Source organism: Mycobacterium triplex, assembly GCF_000689255.1.
In the GTDB taxonomy this organism is placed as follows: Bacteria; Actinomycetota; Actinomycetes; order Mycobacteriales; family Mycobacteriaceae; genus Mycobacterium; species Mycobacterium triplex.
The window spans coordinates 4841685-4858366 of sequence record NZ_HG964446.1 but is presented as its reverse complement, the minus strand read 5'-3'; the positions used below and the strand labels follow the sequence as shown (position 1 = coordinate 4858366).

Annotated in this window: 14 protein-coding genes; 9 read left to right on the top strand and 5 right to left on the bottom strand. The window is 65.0% G+C overall.

All coding sequences use genetic code 11. The features are described from left to right. Position 1 precedes the first annotated feature (1 nt). Both BN973_RS22425 and BN973_RS22420 read left to right on the top strand, forming a co-directional pair. On the top strand, positions 2–817 hold the full coding sequence (locus tag BN973_RS22425; RefSeq protein ID WP_036470940.1) for a hypothetical protein: 816 nt from the start codon (positions 2–4) through the stop codon (positions 815–817). Beyond that, complete coding sequence (locus BN973_RS22420; protein WP_036470939.1) at positions 814–1623, top strand: hypothetical protein; 810 nt, start codon at positions 814–816, stop codon at positions 1621–1623. The genes BN973_RS22425 and BN973_RS22420 overlap by 4 nt, the downstream gene beginning before the upstream one ends. Here BN973_RS22420 and BN973_RS22415 read toward each other — a convergent pair whose 3' ends face one another. Both BN973_RS22415 and BN973_RS22410 read right to left on the bottom strand, forming a co-directional pair. Then, a complete protein-coding gene (locus BN973_RS22415) occupies positions 1624–2823 on the bottom strand; it encodes a spirocyclase AveC family protein (RefSeq protein ID WP_051641408.1) in 1200 nt (399 codons plus the stop codon). It lies immediately after the preceding gene. 40 nt (positions 2824–2863) lie between these two features. Beyond that, positions 2864–4360, bottom strand: coding sequence for a carotenoid oxygenase family protein (locus BN973_RS22410; protein ID WP_036470938.1), 1497 nt, complete (start codon positions 4358–4360; stop codon positions 2864–2866). Between the two features lie 374 nt (positions 4361–4734). On the opposite strand from BN973_RS22410, the gene BN973_RS22400 reads away from it, so the two are divergent. Further along, positions 4735–5256 carry a MarR family winged helix-turn-helix transcriptional regulator gene (locus tag BN973_RS22400; RefSeq protein ID WP_084163492.1) on the top strand — a complete coding sequence of 174 codons (522 nt, stop codon included), beginning with the start codon at positions 4735–4737 and terminating at the stop codon, positions 5254–5256. Positions 5257–5289: 33 nt separating this feature from the next. On the opposite strand, the gene BN973_RS22395 is transcribed toward BN973_RS22400, so the two are convergent. Continuing rightward, entirely contained in the window at positions 5290–5931 is a 642-nt protein-coding gene (locus tag BN973_RS22395; RefSeq protein WP_051641407.1) for a TetR/AcrR family transcriptional regulator, read from the bottom strand. Positions 5932–6067: 136 nt separating this feature from the next. Here BN973_RS22395 and BN973_RS22390 point away from each other — a divergent pair, with 136 nt between their 5' ends. Both BN973_RS22390 and BN973_RS22385 read left to right on the top strand, forming a co-directional pair. Next, positions 6068–7102, top strand: a complete 1035-nt coding sequence (locus tag BN973_RS22390; protein ID WP_036470936.1) for a spirocyclase AveC family protein — start codon at positions 6068–6070, stop codon at positions 7100–7102. Positions 7103–7193: 91 nt separating this feature from the next. Next, positions 7194–8723, top strand: a complete 1530-nt coding sequence (locus tag BN973_RS22385; RefSeq protein ID WP_036470935.1) for an AMP-binding protein — start codon at positions 7194–7196, stop codon at positions 8721–8723. Here BN973_RS22385 and BN973_RS22380 read toward each other — a convergent pair. Continuing rightward, a complete protein-coding gene (locus BN973_RS22380) occupies positions 8701–9633 on the bottom strand; it encodes an acyl-CoA thioesterase (RefSeq protein ID WP_169718250.1) in 933 nt (310 codons plus the stop codon). The genes BN973_RS22385 and BN973_RS22380 overlap by 23 nt on opposite strands. A 14-nt stretch (positions 9634–9647) precedes the next feature. Further along, positions 9648–10478, bottom strand: a complete 831-nt coding sequence (locus BN973_RS22375; protein ID WP_036470933.1) for a mycofactocin-coupled SDR family oxidoreductase — start codon at positions 10476–10478, stop codon at positions 9648–9650. A 137-nt stretch (positions 10479–10615) separates the two neighbouring features. Between BN973_RS22375 and BN973_RS22370 the strand changes: the two genes are divergently transcribed. The 4 genes from BN973_RS22370 to BN973_RS22355 all read left to right on the top strand — a co-directional run bounded on the left by BN973_RS22370 (position 10616) and on the right by BN973_RS22355 (position 16601). Next, positions 10616–11818, top strand: a complete 1203-nt coding sequence (locus BN973_RS22370) for a cytochrome P450 (protein ID WP_036470932.1) — start codon at positions 10616–10618, stop codon at positions 11816–11818. 105 nt (positions 11819–11923) lie between these two features. Beyond that, positions 11924–14266 carry an acyl-CoA dehydrogenase gene (locus tag BN973_RS22365; RefSeq protein ID WP_036470931.1) on the top strand — a complete coding sequence of 781 codons (2343 nt, stop codon included), beginning with the start codon at positions 11924–11926 and terminating at the stop codon, positions 14264–14266. Beyond that, a complete protein-coding gene (locus tag BN973_RS22360) occupies positions 14263–15480 on the top strand; it encodes an alpha/beta hydrolase (RefSeq protein WP_051641406.1) in 1218 nt (405 codons plus the stop codon). The genes BN973_RS22365 and BN973_RS22360 overlap by 4 nt, the downstream gene beginning before the upstream one ends. 83 nt (positions 15481–15563) lie before the next feature. After that, positions 15564–16601 carry an LLM class flavin-dependent oxidoreductase gene (locus BN973_RS22355; RefSeq protein WP_036470930.1) on the top strand — a complete coding sequence of 346 codons (1038 nt, stop codon included), beginning with the start codon at positions 15564–15566 and terminating at the stop codon, positions 16599–16601. The last annotated feature ends 81 nt before the right edge of the window (positions 16602–16682 follow it).

Below are 16682 nucleotides of genomic sequence, written 5' to 3'. Positions count from 1 at the left end.
GATGGTCCAGTTCAACATTCCCACCCCGCCGGAGATGGTCTTCCCGCGGATTCCTCAGACCGTCGCCGAAATCGTGCTCTGGCTGGTGGTGGTCGCGTTCGTCGCTTTCGCCGTGCGCCAATGGCGCCGGACCGGGTCGCCACTGGGATTGGTGCTGTTGGCCGGCGGCGGCATCGCGCTCCTGAATGAACCGCTGGACGACATCTTGGGATTGGTGCACCATCCCCGGCCGGGCCAGGACGTGGTCTTCGAGACGATGGGCCCGATCCCGCACTGGGGCTTGCCCACTTACATCATTTTCTTCGGTGGCATCGCGTATGTATTGCTGCTGGAACTACGCCGGTTGAACTTCACGCCGCGCGCGTTCTGGATCGGGATCGCGATCACTTTCCTGGCCGATCTGCTGATCGAGTTGCCGCTGTTGCACTTTCGGCTCTACACGTACTTCGGTTACGGCGACGTGCCGATGAGCATCGTTGGATTTCCGTTGTATTGGTTGTTCATCAACACCACGGGCCCAATCCTGTGCGCGGCCATCCTCTTTGCGGCCCCAAGCTACTTCACAGGATGGCGGGCCGGGCTGGTGCTGTTCCTGCCGCTTGTCACCGACGCCGCGTGCAGCGCCGCAGTGGGGTTGCCGGTATACAACGCCCTGCATGTGCCCGGCGCCCCGGCGTGGTTGACCTGGGCCGGCGCATTGGCCTCCTGCGCAATCGGTTTGGCGCTACTCGACGCGTCGGCGCGCTGGATCTATCGGCACACACTGTCGTTGCAACACCGCGTGGAATCGGAGCCCGAGCTGCAGGAGCACCGATGAGTTGGGTCCTTGGGCATTTCGACCTGCCGCCCACTCCCGACGGCACGGCGATGCCGCAATCCGCGCAGCTCGTCGCCACGGTGGCCATGGCGGCGCTGGTGGCCGGCTTCGCCGGGTATGCCGCGCGCGAGATCGTCCGATCGCGATCGTTCACGTTGGCATTGCTGTTGCTCGGGGGAGCGATTTCGTACTTCAACGAACCGATCGACGACGTGCTGGGGCTGGTGTGGCATCCGGTTGCGGGTCAGTGGACGGCATTGGACACGTTTGCGCGTGTCCCGTTGTGGGGCTTGGGCATTTACATCGTCTTCTTCGGCGGGATGCCGTACCTGATCCTGCAGAGTCTGCGTCGCGGCGTGAACCGACGCCAGCTGTGGGGTTGGGTCGGCGCGCTGGCCGTGGTCGATGTTGCTGTGGAGCTGCCCGTCTTGGCCAGCGGCATCTACCGCTATTACGGCGATGCACCGCTGCAGGTGGGTGGCTTCCCGGTCTATTGGATCGTGATCAACGCGGTCGGTCCGCTGGCGCTGGCCGTGCTGCTGATGGCCGCCGGGGACACGTTCTCGGGCTGGCGCGCGCTGTATCTGCCGTTCCTGCCGATGATGTCCGACGCGGCGGGCAGCGTGGCGGTGGGTTGGCCGATCTTCAGCGCACTCAATGCCCATGCATCCGCTCCGGTGCGATGGCTGGCCGCCGCGCTGACCATTGCGGTCGGCATCGCCACCCTCGACCTGCTGATCGCTTACGCGGCGCGGTTGTCGGCGGCGCAGGTTCGCACCAAGGCCGTCGACGCCGCGGGCGTGTGACTAGCCTTGCGGGCCCGAGGGCCTAAACGGGTACTGGGCCGGCAGTTTGGTGTTCGGCGGTACGACCGCCTTGCCGTCGGGTGTGATGTAGGCAGAACCCTTGCCGGAGTCGCTGTTGTCGTTGCGGCTCAACGGAACACCCGGGCCGGGGCAGGCGCGGTCCGTACCCTGCCCGCACAATCCGTCGGTGAAGTAGGACCGATCGAGAAGGTCGCGCTGCCATTCCTTCGAGTGGGTTCCGATCCAGTAGTTCGGCACGTTGTAGGTCAGGAACAAGGCCACGTGCACACCGGCCAACACCGCCAATGCCCGGACCACCGCCTGCGCGCGGTCCGACATCCGAAGACGTTCGGTGCCGCGCTCGACGAGTGTCTGGCCCCTGTCATTGCGGAAGTAGCGCAGGCAGGCAACCGCGGTGAATGTCGCGGAGACGGTGACGACTTCGTTCAGCGGAAACGCATGGTAGGTCCCGCTGAAGATCGCGGGGCCGCGGCCGCCCGGGTATTCCCAGATACCGAGTGGCATGAAGATTACGCCCTCGAGGATGATGTCGAATCCGACCATCGCGACGAAGCAGACCCCGATCAGTCCGAGCGTGCCGATGCGGGGCCACTTGGCCTTGGCCCGCCGCATGGCCGCACAGCCCAGGAACATCGTGATCACGAAAACGTAGACGTAGAGCCCCGGCATGATCAGGATCGGCTCGACCACCATCGCGCCGGGCTTGCCGTTGGACAGCCAACCCGGGACGCTGTGCACCCACGAGCCGTAGTTAATGGCCCACGAGTTGTAGGTGAACCAATGTCCCCCGTACGCGGACAACGGATCTTGGAACCACAGCGTCGAAAACGCGAGCACCAGCATGCCGTCGAGGGTCAGGCGGTGTTGCCGGATGATCGGGCGCACCACGAACCAGCCGATGAGGCCGATGCCGACGGGAATCGACGCGGCCTGGAAGAAGACCATCGCCGCCTTCATGTACGCCGGCGGGTCCGTGGGGCCGGTCGGCACCCGCTCGAAGAACGGGCCGGTGACCCAGTCGATCAGCACGTATGCGATGAAGGCCAGGATTATCGCGCCCAGGCCAGCCCACCATTTGACGGGGACCAACCGATGTGGTTCCTGTGCAACCGGGTTCAGGCCGCTGTCAACGCCGACTGACGGTGCCGTTTTCGTAGCGCTGGCCGAAGTGGTTGCCATGGGCTTGATAATGAAACTCGGTGTATCAAATTGTCAACGATCAGCGGAAGTCCATCCAGTGCCCGTGTGGGGTCCAGCCCATGTGGAACGGCAGCTCGATCTTGCAGATCGGACCGGCGGTGATGTCGTCGGTGTCGAAGATCTGGAACTCACCGCGTCGGTCAGCCCACCACGACACCGGCACGATGATGTAGCCGTCGCCCTCGGGAGCGTCGATGGAGCGCGGCGCGAATGAGGCCTCGAGTACCGCGGCCAGCTCACCTTGACCCCGGATCTGGTAGACCTGCTCGCTGACTTTGCTGACGTCGTTGCGGATCAGGCTGTCCATCCGCATGCCACGCTTCTTGGGCTGGCCGCCGATCTGGAATCCGTAGCGGTGCCCCTTGCCATAGAAGCGTTGGTCGACCTTGCAGATCTCGGACGGCAGCTCGGAGAGCTGCTCGGCCTTGGTGTCGCCGGTGGTGAGGTTGACCGTCCATCGCCCCAAATAGCTTGCGGCGTTGCTGAAGAAGAGCGCGGCCTGGTCGCCCTCGTTGAACTCGTTCTCCATCGGGAAGGGCGGCGTGTTGAAAATCGGCGCGTCAAGGATCAGCTGGTCGCCCTTGATGTTGGCGGTCATCGTGTGCATGACATATTGCGCGGGCAGTTCTGTCTGAATCCACCGGATCTCACCCTGCAGGTTGTGCCGCGGGATCAGCGCGATGGTGATCGGTAGTTCGGGTTCCCAGCCAAAGACCGCATACCCCTTGCTGTTACGCTTCAGATCGATGATGAACGGCTGGAACGGCATGACAACCCACTCCGGCGTGAGCCAAATATCATGTGCCACCGTGTTATACGGGGCATCCCACAGGTCGCGCGATTCCACTGTTCCGTCGGGGTGCACGTACTTCATCGACACATAGGGTGCGGTGTCGCTGTATGACCATCCGTAGAGGATTCCGGTGTCTTCGTCCCACTTCGGGTGAGCGCAGAACGTTCCGTCGCCAAAACACACCGGCTCGTGCGGTCCCCTGGACAATGCCGGAGCCCATTCCACGATGCCCTTGGTTTCCAGCGTGATCGGATCGATAACCTGTGGGGGAGCGCCCAATTCGCCGGACACCACCAGGTCGCCGGCGAACGGGAAGATGTTGATGCTGGCGGTGCCCTGCGGGGTGTGCGCGTTCTCCGGGGTGCGCACCACCTCGCCGTAGCCGTAGTCGCGGTAGTCGCCGAACTCGCCGTCGGCGTAGTCGAACATGCCGCGCCCGTATTTGTCTTCGAGGACGTACTTGGGGGTGCGTACCCAGCGGTTGCGGAAATCGGCGCGGCCGTTCTCGAAAACCAGGCCCTGCACCATGCCGTCCATCGCCAGCAGCGGCGTCGTCCCCTGCTTGGCGGGCCGTTTCCAGCATGGCCCGGTCCGGTAGAGACCGCCTGCGAGGTCCTTGGGGATCTCGCCGTGAGTGACGATGCACTCCTCGACGGTGGCCTCGAACCGCATCGGCTGGAAGGGGCCTTTGGTGGTCACCGTGTCGGGGATGGAGTAGCTCATGTTCTGCTCCCTGGTCGTTGTCTCTCGGCAGGCTGCGATACAGCCGATGCTAGTGCCGAAGCCTCGATTTGTAAACGACCACTTACACCATATGACGATACATTGCCGTGAACTGAGGCACACCGGGAGGGCGAGACCAGATCGCTCGCCGCGAGGCTTCGGCGTTAAGAAATACCAGCTAAAGCTGACAGTTGTGGCTATCGTCGACCCATTTCGGCGCGCGCCGGCAGTCGCGGAGTGCCGACGCCGGCCGACCGAATACGTAAACGATCGTTTGAGATAGATCGGGAGTGCTTGCGGTGGCGCGGGGGAGCGGGCGGTCGCCAGCCGTGTCGGTGACCACGGTGGGATCGCCGGGCGGTCCATAATCGGACATGGCTATCCAGCATCCGTCGCGGACGATCACCGTTGAGGAGTATCGGGAACTATTGGCCCGGCGGCTCGGTGGGGACGATGTTGTCGGCCAGGATGCCGCCGAACACGCCGAGCTCGTATTCAATCTGAGCCGGTTGCACTATCGACTGTCCCGGGATTTCGAACGCCTGCACCGTCGGCGGGGCTGGACGTGGGCGGGCTTTCGCATCATGAACGTGTTGTGGGCGATTGGCGCATCCGAACTGCGTGATGTCGCACGGCTGTCGGGTGCGTCGCGGGCTGCGGTGTCCAGTGCGCTGAACACCCTCGAGCGTGATGGCTTGGTGAACCGGACCCGTGAGAGTGCCGACCGGCGACTGGTCCGTGTCGCGCTGACCCCGCATGGCCGTGTTGCGCTCCGCGAGGCGATGCGGGAGCAGGGGAACCGGGAGCGCGAGTGGCTCTCGGCGCTTACCCCGCTCGACCAGCGACGGCTGAACGGGCTGCTGGCCGTGCTCGCCGACCGTAGGGCGCCGCGTTGATTCGGCGTTAAGCCTGGTTGCGCTGAGGAGCGGTCAATGCGGCGTAGGAGCCAGCGTCGCGGTGATGATCCGATCGATGGCCCGCATGGTGCGTTGGGCCCGTCGCTCATCGGAGTAGAAGCCGATATCCATTGCCAGGCCCCACAGCAGGTTTATGCAGACCTGGGTGGTCGCCTCGGGGTCGATGTCGGCGTCGATTTCACCGGCGTGCGCGGCGGCGCTGAGCAGGGCGCCAACGTATTGGCGCACCGAGTCGATCGGCAGTAGTGCCTTGTCACGAAGCTCCGGATGGGTGATCGCGTCGGCGGTGGAGATGACGAAGAAGCGAACGAACGTCTTGTCGGTCTGGCTCGATGCGACGGCGCTTTCGAACACCGCCATCAGGCGACGGTGCACAGAGCCGGTTGCCGCCTTGGCGTCGTCCAGAATGTGCCCGGCGACGACGTCGTGGACCGACGCCAGTGCGGCGGCATAAAGGTCGATTTTGCTTGCGTAGTAGTTCGTGATCGCGTTGCGTGTGATGCCCGCGTCCTGAGCGATCTGTTTGAGGCTGGCCCGCTCATAGCCCGTTGTGGCGAACACCTGGCGGGCGCTGTGCAGGATCTTGAGCCGCGTCTCCGTGCCGTCGGCCCCGAACGGGCGGCCTGGCCGACGGCGAGGGACGGGGGAGCTCATCGGAAAGACTTTACGAGTCGGGCCCGGGTCGACGTTTCGGTCGTGCGGTTCCCCTTCCCAGCCAAACGCTGTTAGATTATTGTGGTGCGCTGCGTGGGTCGGCGGAAGGCACAATATGTCAAGCGGTCTAGACAAAATGGATGCGACGGATGTCGTCCCGATTCCGGCACCCAAGACCCCATGGCGCTGGCAGCACTATCTGTCCGCGATCGCCGGGCTGTTTCTGTTCTGGGGCACGTGGACGCTGGTGGCCTGGCTGGCCGCCGGACCCCGGCCCGTGACGCAGTACCGGGACCCCACCTCGTCCGCGTACACCATCGCGACGGCCTACGAAGTTGGTGCCGTGCTATTGGTGCTGGGTGTCGGCGCCTATGTCGTTCGGGGATGCGTGCGACAGCGTCGCCTCACCTTCGATGCTCAGTTGTGCATCGCCGGGCTGCTGGCGTACTGGCTCGACCCGTTCTACAACTTCTTCGTCCCGATGAACCTGTACAGTTCGAACTTCGTCAATGTCGGCAGTTGGTGCAGCTATGCGCCGTTTGTGATCAACAAGGCCTGCAGTGGCTCACCCGAGCCGATCCTGGTCATCGGCAGCATCTATCTTGTCGGGTTCCTGGTCCTCGCGATGCTGGGCGGGCGCATCCTGCGGAGCGTCCGGGCGCGGTATCCGAACGCCTCGATGGTGAAAATGGTGCTGGCCGTTGCGCTGTTCGCGATTGTCACCGATCTTCTGATCGACGGGCTCTCGAGCCAGTTGGACCTGTGGAGCCAGTTCATCCCTGCCGGGCTCAACATCGCCACTGCCGCCAGGCCTTTCCCCGTCAGTCTCCCGGTGTCGGCAATCCTGTTCTTCGGCGCGCCGACGTTCGCCCGATACCTGCGTGATGACAAGGGAAGGACCATCTTTGAACGTGGTCTCGACCACCTGCGGCCGGCCACGCGGGAGGTCTTGTCGTTCCTCTCGCTGGTCGGATACATGCAGTTGATGGTGGCGGTAACCATCCTGGTCACGATCGCCCCGGTAGGCCTGTACGCCAACAACTCGCCGGCGTATCCGGCCCACATCGTCAACGGGCAATGCGACATCGGGTCGGTGCGTGGCAGCGCCTACGGCCCATGCCCGGGTACCCCGGGCTTCACCGCACCACTTCGGCGTCTGCCACATCCCTAGCCCGTCCGGTCCGGCAGCCAGTGCGGCCGGGACGGCGGGCCCTAGACTTTTTAAGCACAGTTAGATAAGTCGATGATCGGAGCGCAGATCGGTGTTTTCCGCAACTGACTGGGTGGCCTATCACGCGCAGCATCGCGGTGAGTCTCTCGCCCTGGGGTGTGCCGAGGACGACAGGCGTACAACCTGGGCGCAACTGGAAGACCGGGTCGCCGGCCTGGCCGGTGCACTGCGCGATCTCGGTGTCGGCCGCGGCGACCGGGTGGCGTTGATGGCGGAGAACGACCCGCGCGTGTTCGAAGTGCAGTTCGCTTGCATGCGCCTGGGTGCATTGTTCGTGCCGCTCAATTGGCGATTGCATGTCAACGAGATTCAGGAGATCTGCCTCGACGCCAGGCCGTGTGTCATGGTCCACGACGGTCGCTGGGCTGAAGTTGCTCGTGCGGTCGCGGTGAAAGCGGATATTGTCCAACGTCTCTCGTTCGACACGGGGCACGATGCCAGCGATTACGAGTCTGCGATCGCGACGGCTGTCCCGTTGCGCCCAACCGGTGCCGTCTCAATGGACCAGCCCACCCACATTCTGTACACGTCAGGGACCACGGGGCGGCCCAAGGGTGCCCTGTCGACCAATGCCACGTTGGTATGGCAGGCCCTCAACTCGGCCCACACCACGGGGTACTCCCAACCCGGTTGCCACCAGCTCAACCCGATGCCGCTTTTTCACGCGGGCGGCCTGAACGTGATGGCCAATTCGATCCTGTACTTCGGCGGCGCGGTAACGACGATGGCCCGCTTCGACCCGCAAGACGTGCTCGACCATCTGGTCGGCCACCAGCCGCCGATCACTCATTTCGCGGCCATCCCGCTGTTCTATCAGCGCATCGCCGAGACGCCTGATTTCGCTTCGGCGGATTTCTCGCGGCTGCGACACGGAATCATCGCGGGTGCGATCGCGGCGCCGGAGCTGCTGCAGCTGTGGGCCGATCGCGGGTTCCCGCTGCAGCCGCAATACGGCGGAACCGAGATGGGGCCGATGGCAACGGCTCTGGATGACGAAGCGAAAAACCTTGGCTACGCGAAGAAGGGTTCGACCGGTCGCGCCGCGCCACACACGCGGATCAGGCTGGTCGATACCGCCGGCCGCGACGTGGCGGACGGCGTCACGGGTGAGATCTGGTTGCGTGGCCCGAGCATCACCGTCGGATACTGGGACCGCGACAACGCCGACTATTTCACCGAGGACGGCTGGTTTCGCACCGGCGATTCGGCATACCGCGACGACGATGGCTTTTATTATCCGGTGGGACGCGTGAAGGAGATGTTCAAGTCAGGCGGGGAGAATATCTATCCTGCCGAAGTCGAACGGGTCCTTGCGCTGCATCCGGATGTTCGCGATGTCGGCGTCGTCGGTGTCGCCGACGAGAAGTGGGGTGAGGTCGGCTTGGCGGTGGTGGTGCCGGAGCCCGGCGTCGCCCTTACCCTTGATGACCTGAACGCCTTTGCAGCACAACGGTTAGCGCGTTACAAACTCCCTAAACGGCTGGCCCTCGTCGAGGCGCTTCCCCGTAACGTCACCGGTAAGTTGTCCCGCGAGCAACTCAGGTCCGATCACCGCTGCTGACCGTCGGCTCCGCACGGGTCCTTGGGGTGACGAATACCATTTCCTGGGCGACGCTCGCCACGAGTTGTCCCGAACGGGAGCGCAATTCGCCGCGGCAGAACGCCCGGTATCCATGCGCGATCGGCGCGAACTGCTCGAGCAATAGCCAATCGTCAAGACGCGCCGGACGGTGAAACCAGACCGAATGGTTGAGCGTGGCTCCGACGAAAGCGGTGTGACCGACCATATCGCGCCACGCTATTCCGGTGGGAAAGTACACCGGTTCGAACATCGGTAGATCCGTTGCGAAGGCCAGCGCGGCGGCATCGGCTCCGGCGATGTGACGAGGATAATCGATCGCTTTCAGCCAGATCCGATTTCGTGGCGGGGCCGCCGAATCACTCCACGGAACGTGATCGACATAGCGCAGATCGACCGGCCATCGAGGGGCGGCCGCGTCCGGAATGTCGGGTCCATATCGGTCCGACAATGATGCCGAGCGTGATGGCAGCTTGTCGGGGTCGGGCACCGGTTCATTGGGGGCCGATGGCCATTCATGCTCGATGGATGCCGGACAGTCGCCCGACGGCGCGGTGTGAAACGACACGACGCTGGTGGCCAGCATCCGTCCGTCCTGCCGCGCATTGACGACGCGGGTGGCCATCGAACGGGAATCACGGACCTGACTGGCTTCGTAGGCGATCGCTCGGGTGTCGTCGCCCGCGTGCAAGAACGAGGTTTGCAGCGAATGCACGACGCGGCCGGGATCGACGGTCGCGGCCGCGGCCAACAGGCTCTGTGCCCCGACTTGGCCGCCGTACAGCCGTGGCAGCCCCGAATGTATCGGGGCGGATTCATAGCCGCCGGCGGCGATCTCGCGCAGCTCGAAAATCGTTGACCACCAAGGTGTGTTATCGGCGGGCTGGGCCACTGACATCTGGTACGTCAGCGCGCGGTCGCACCCGCGTCAACGGGGATCGTCGCGCCCGTGATGTAGCGGGCCTCGTCCGAGACCAACCACGCGATCGCGTTGGAGACGTCTTCGGCCTGTATGAGCGGGACGGGAAGGATGTTCGTCATCGCCTCGAACAGTTCGGGCACATCGGGTGCGGCACCCAAGAACGATTCGTTGTTGACCATCGGGGTGTCGGCACCGGTCGGGTGCAGCGAGTTCACCCGAATGTTGTAACTGCCCAGCGCATTTGCGTAAGCACGCATCAGGCCTACGACGCCATGTTTGGCGGCCGTGTAGCCGAGCATCCCGTATGTCTTGGACCGCAGGCTGCGCGTCGTTCCTTTCAGGCCGGCGGCCGAACTGGTGATGACGATCGCGCCGCCCTGATTCTGTTCGACGAGCGTGGGAATCGCGGCCTCGATCGTGTGGACGACGCCGGTGAGCATGACGTCGATGCAGTCATGCCAGGCCTGAATCACGGTCGACGTGGGGCCCAGTACGGGCATGATTCCGGCGTTGGCGATCACGATGTCCAATCGGCCGAACTCGGCAAGTCCCTCGTCGACGACTTTGTGGACCGCGGCCTCGTCGCGCACGTCGGCCTTGGCCGCCACGATCCGACGCCCAAGCGCGTGCACCTGTTCGACGGTTTGGGCGAGTTCGTCTTCGGTGCCGAGTGGATAGGGGACCGAGTCGATCTGTTCGCAGATGTCGAACGTGACGATGTCCGCCCCGTCTTTGGCGAGCCGCACCGCATGCGAGCGGCCCTGGCCCCGCGCGCCACCACTGATGAAGGCAACCTTGCCGTCCAACGCTCCCATGCGGATCTCCGTTCAGCGGCACTGTCTGCCGCGGCGCCAACTAACCCATCAATGTTCGATAACGTACTGTGCGGCCCCAGCCTTGTACATCCCCAAGCGTTGACTAACCAAACGACGATGGATTATCGTCCGACGATATGGGCGAAACGCAGGCCGAGTCCGACCGCTCGGCCGCGGCGATCCTGCCGCATTACAACATGTGGGACCCGGCGCACGAGAAGGTCAAATGGGGCGTCTTTTCGTACGCGCGGCGCAATTGCCCGGTCGCCCACACCGATGCCGACGGCGGCGGCCAGTACGTCGTAACCCGCTACGAGGACGTCCGTCGCGTCCTCGAGGACCCGCAAACCTTTTCCTCGGCCGGCGTCGCTCCCCGTCCATCACCGGTGCAGCTCAACCCGCTCGACTCCGATCCGCCCTATCAGGTCGAACTGCGCAAGATCCTCAACCCGCTCTTCACCCGCAACTTCTTGCTGCGCTTCGAGCCCGAGTTGCGCAAGAACGCGATCGACTTGATCGGGCGTTTCATCGACAAGGGGCGCGTCGATTTCATCAAGGAATACGCGGGTCCGTTTGTCGGCAACGCGTTGTCGCGGGTCGTCTTCAACGAGGACGACCCCGAGAAGATGGACCATGCGGCCGACGTCGTGATCCGGGTGGCGGTGGAGGCCACCGACGAAGCCTTTTTCGAACTTGCCATGCTTGCCGGGCAATACATTGCCGAGCGCGAGGCGAATCCCGTTGAGCGCAACGACGTGCTGAACGCCATCGCCACCGGGACGGTCGGTGGGGGCAGGATGCTGACGGACCAGGAACGCCTTGGCGTCGTCACCGTGCTGTTCCTGGGCGGTCTCGACACCACGCGCGGCGCAATGGGTTCGATCGCCTATCACCTGGCCCGAGAGCCCGAACTCGAACAGCGGCTACGCGATCCCGCGTGGATTCGCCAGGACATGGATGAGTTCATCCGATTGGAGTCCCCGGTCGGTTGTCTGGGTCGAACCGCCACCAGGGATGTCGAACTCGGTGGCGTGACGATCAGAAAAGGCGAACAGCTGCTGGTGCGCTTCGATTCTGCGAATCGCGACGAGGATCGCTTCGAGGATGCGTCGCGGCTGAACTTCGATGTGCGTCGCAGCAGCTCGGCCGGCTTCGGGCTGGGAATCCATCGCTGCCTGGGCTCGCACTTCGCCCGGATCCAGATTGCGATCGCTTTCGACGAGCTGTTCAAGCGGATCACGAATCTGCGCTTCGCCGACCCGGACGCCGAGGTGCGCTGGGCCCCCGGAATCGCCAATGGCCCAGAGGGTTTGGATTTGCTTTTCGATGTGATCGGTTGAGAAGACGGTGCCGCTAGTGCGCTTCGTGGCTTGGTGGGCAAGATTGAACCAAACGATGTATGGTTATATCCGACGCAAGGTCGTCGAAATCGAGACGAGAGCCACGTGAACTTCGTACCGGGCGAGGACGCCGAGCAGTTGCGCGCGGTCGTTCGCGAGTTCTTGGCCAAACGTTCGGACGAGGCCAGCGTCCGTGCGCAGATGCAGACCGAATCCGGCTACGACCCGACGGTGTGGTGTCAGTCTGCCGAGGAGCTGGGTCTGCCGGGCCTGGCGGTGCCGGAACGGTTCGGCGGCAGCGGGGCCGGCGCGGTGGAGCTCGGGGTGGTGTTCGAAGAAATGGGCGCGGCGCTGTTCTGTGCGCCGTTCCTGTCGACCGTGGGCCTGGCGGTGACCGCGCTGCTCGAGCTTGGTGACGAGGACGCCGCCGCGCGCTACCTGCCCGGCATCGTCGCCGGCAACACGATCGCCGCACTGGCTTGGTTAGGATCCTCTCCGGCCGTCAGCGCGCTGACCGCCCGCCGCGATGGCGACCGCTGGAGCGTCTGGGGCACCGCCGACGTCGTCGTCGACGGTTGTGCCGCCGACCTGGTGCTGGTGGCCGCACACAGCCACTCGGGCTGCTGCCTGTTCGCCGTTGCCGGCGACGCGGCCGGGATGGTCCGCTCGCCGCTGGTCGCGATGGACTCCACGCGCAAGCTGGCCTGCGTGCATTTCGACGCCTGCCCGGCGGTTCTGCTGGGTTCGGACGGCGGCGCGGGCGACGCGCTGCGGCGCACCGCCGATCTGGCCGCGTTGTATTTGGCCGCCGAGCAACTCGGCGGGGCGGCCCGCGTGCTCGAGATGGCGGTTGGCCACGCTCGCACCAGATACCAATTCGGCAGGCCCATTGGGTCTTTCGGGCCCATCAAGCACCGTTGCGCGGACATGCTCGTCGACGTCGAATCAGCCCGATCGGTGGTCTACCACGGGCTGTGGACCGCGGTTCACGACCCGGACAATCTGGCCCTGTCGGCGAGCCTGGCACGCGCCGTCTGCTCCGACGCGTACACGCGGCTGTCCGCGCACAACATTCAGATCCTTGGGGGCATCGGGTTCACCTGGGAACACCCCGCGCACCTGTACCTCAAACGGGCGAAAAGCTCTGCGTTGCTTCTCGGTTCGGCGACGACTCATCGCGCCCGGCTGGCCGAAGTGGTGGCCACGTCATGCCCTCCGGTGCCGAGCGCAGCGCAGGCCGGCGACGATCGACCAGACGCGGCCGCGCCGATCGACGCTGTGATCGACGACTTTCTCCGCGATCACCCCGTCGGCCCGCCCGACGACGCCGCGGCCGACCGCGCGCTGCGCGAGGCACGATTCGATGCCGGACTGGCCGTCCTGCACTTCGCCGAGGGATGCGGCGGACGGGCGCTGGATGCTGGCTTGCAGGCACACGTCGACCGTCGGTTTGCCGCCGCCGGATGCCCAGATCACATGGCGAGCAATGTGATCGGTCTGGGAATGGCCATGCCGACGATCCATGCGCACGGCACCAGCGAGCAGAAACGCCGCTATCTACGGTCATGTTTTTCGGGCGCGGACATCTGGTGTCAGCTCTTCTCCGAGCCCGGAGCCGGCTCCGACCTGGCCGCGCTGGCCACCCGCGCGGTTCGTGACGGCGACGTGTTCGTCGTCAACGGTCAGAAGATCTGGACGTCGCTCGCGCATGTCGCACGGTTCGGCTTGTTGCTGGCGCGCACCGACCCCGACGTGCCCAAGCACAAGGGGCTGACCTATTTCCTGCTCGACATGCGAAGCGCCGGCGTTCAGGTGCGCCCACTGCGCCAACTCACCGGCGAGGCCGAATTCAACGAGGTGTATCTCACTGACGTGCGAATCCCGGTGGCCGACGTGCTCGGCGAGGTGGGTCAGGGCTGGGCGGTCGCGATGACCACGCTCGCCAACGAGCGGATTTCGATCGGGGCACGCCCGGCACAACGGGGCGAGGGCCCGATCGGCCGCGCCGTCGAAATCTATTGTGAGGCAGCCGCCGCCGGGCTGACCAACGCCGCGGTGACCGAGCGGCTCATGCTGCTGTGGACACAGGCCGAGGCCGCGCGGCTGACCAACATCCGTGCCGCCCAGGCCGGCCGGGGGCCAGGGCCTGAGGGCTCGATCGCCAAGCTGCAAATGGCGGAGTTGAACAAGGCCATCTACGAACTGTGCGTGGACATGTCGGGAACGGCCGGCTTACTCATCGACGGCTACGACGAGCACGCGCCCACAGCGTCGGCCGCCTACGGCGGGGCCGACGTACGCAAGTCGTATCTGCGGTCGCTGGCGAATTCGATCGAGGGAGGTACTTCGGAAGTGATGCGCAACATCCTCGGTGAGCGTGTGCTCGGCCTGCCGGGGGAGCCGCGGGTGGACCGTGACATCCCCTGGCGCGAGGTGCGCCGCTCATGACCCCCCAGACCGACAAGCCGACGACCACCGGTTCGGCGGCCGCGCGGATCAAATACCGGCGCACCCCGTATCTGGTGGTGTCGCAAGAGCATACGGTCCGCAAGGACGTCTACGGCAGCGTCGAGGATCATGTGGTGCGCTACGCGCAGTTGCTGCGCGGCGACCGCGACTCCGACACGGTGATCGTGGCGTCCCATCCGATCGGTTCACCGGCCTACCTGCCGCTGTTCTCCGAACTGGCGCGCACCGGGCTGCACGTCATCGGCTACGCGAACCGGTATTCGGTCGGCGACTCCGCGCTGCAGATGGAGAACCATCTTGTCGACCTTGGTGCCTGCGTTCGTGACGCGCGAGAACGGCTGGGTTACTCGCGCGTTGTGCTGGCCGGTTGGAGTGGCGGGGGATCGCCGATGATGGGTTACCAGGCCGAGGCCGAGAAGCCGACGATCACGCAGACCGCCGCCGGGGAGCCGTCGTCGCTTGCCGAGACCTCGCTACCGCCGGCCGATGCGGTGATGCTGCTGGCGGCTCCGCGCAGCCGTCACCGGTTGCTGACCGAGTTCCTCGACGCGTCGATCACCGACGAGCTGGTGCCCGAGCGCAACCGGGACGCCGAGTTCGACCTCTATGACCCCGCAAACCCCAATCAGCCACCCTATTCGGCCGACTTCCTCGCCGCCTACCGCGCGCGACAGCGCGAACGCAACCGGCGGATCACCGCTTTCGCGCAGCAGAAGTTGCAGGATTTCCGCAACGCCGGCAAGCCGCACGCCGAGCACTCGTTCGTCGTCCACGGGACGATGGCCGACCCGCGCTGGCTGGATCCCACCATCGAACCCAACGGGCGCCGACCGCGGTGGAGCTATCTGGGTGACCCGGAGGTGGCCAACACCAGCCCGGGAGCGCTGATGCGGTTCACCACCGCGCGCAGCTGGCTATCGCAGTGGGGTCTGGACACCGCCCAGGTGGACGCCGCCGATGCCGCGCCCAGGGTGTCGGTCCCGGTGCTGATGGTCGTCAACGGCTGCGACGACGCGGTGCCGACCAGTCATCAGGCGCAGGTGTTCGATGCGATCGGTCATCAGGACAAGGAGCGGGTGGACCTGCCTGAGGCCAACCACTACTTCACCGGCGCCGATCAGCGATCGCATTTGTCGCGGGCGGCCGACCACGTCCGTGACTGGTTGCACCGCAACGGCTTTGACGTGGGCTGAGGACACCGAAGCGAGGACGGCCAGTTCCTCGCGCCGACCGCAAACCCAACAACGATTGATACCCGGCAGAGCAAGGAGCGGACATGAAGCTGAGTCTGATGACCCTGGGTGACGTGGTGACCGATCCGGTCACCGGGGTCACCCCCACGGCTGCCGAACGGCACCGGGCCATCGTCGAGGCCGCCGTGGTCGCCGACGAAGCGGGGTTCGAGGGTGTACACATCGGCGAACATCACGGGCTGGAGTACACGACTTCGGCACCGCCGGTCGTCCTGGCCGCGATCGGGGAACGCACGTCCCGGTTGCGGCTTTCCACCGCGGTGACGCTGGCGGCGAACTTAGACCCGATCCGGGTCGCCGAGGACTATGCGACCGTCGATGCCTTGTCGGGTGGACGTTGCGAGGTCGTCGTCGGCCGGGGCAATTTCTTCGTCTCCACCTACACGCTGTTCGGACAGCGGCTCGAGGATTCGCACGAGTTGTTCGCCCAGAACGTGGAACTGCTCACCCAGTTGTGGGCCGGCAAGGAGGTCAGCTGGGCGGGATCTCGTCACCGCGCCGCGATCAGCGAATTCGTGTTGCAGCCCGCGCCGGTCGGCGCGATGCCGCTGTGGATCGGCGGCGGCGCCTCGGAGTCGTCCACAGACCTGGCGGCCCGCCTGGGTCTCGACTTGATGCTGCCCTCGGCTTTCGGCAACCCGCAGATGTTCAAGCCCGTGGTCGACAGCTACCGGGAAAAGTTCGCGTCCTACGGCCATCCCCGCGAGCCGCGCGTCGGCGCCTGCTGGCACGTCAACGTCGCCAAGACGAGCCAGGCGGCCCGCGACCGATGGGAACCGCGATACCGGGCCTACTTCGAGCTGATGAGCACGGTGATCCCGCGGGTCAACCCCGACCCGCCGGCGTTCGTCACCAAGCCATTCGACTTCGAATTCCTCACCAGCCGGGGACCCGCCATCGTCGGCAGCCCGGCGGAAGTGGCCGACCGGCTCAACGTCTGGTCGGAGGTGCTGACCAGCGACACGAACCTGATCTACATCGACATGGGTGGGCAGCCGGCCGGCGAATACCGCGAGATGGTCGAACTCATCGGTTCCGAGGTCATCCCGGAATTGAACTAGCTCCCCGATGGCCGGGCGATCGCGCTTATGCGGTGCGTATGACGTTATTGCGACCCTCGGCGACGGCGGTGTTTAATCTTA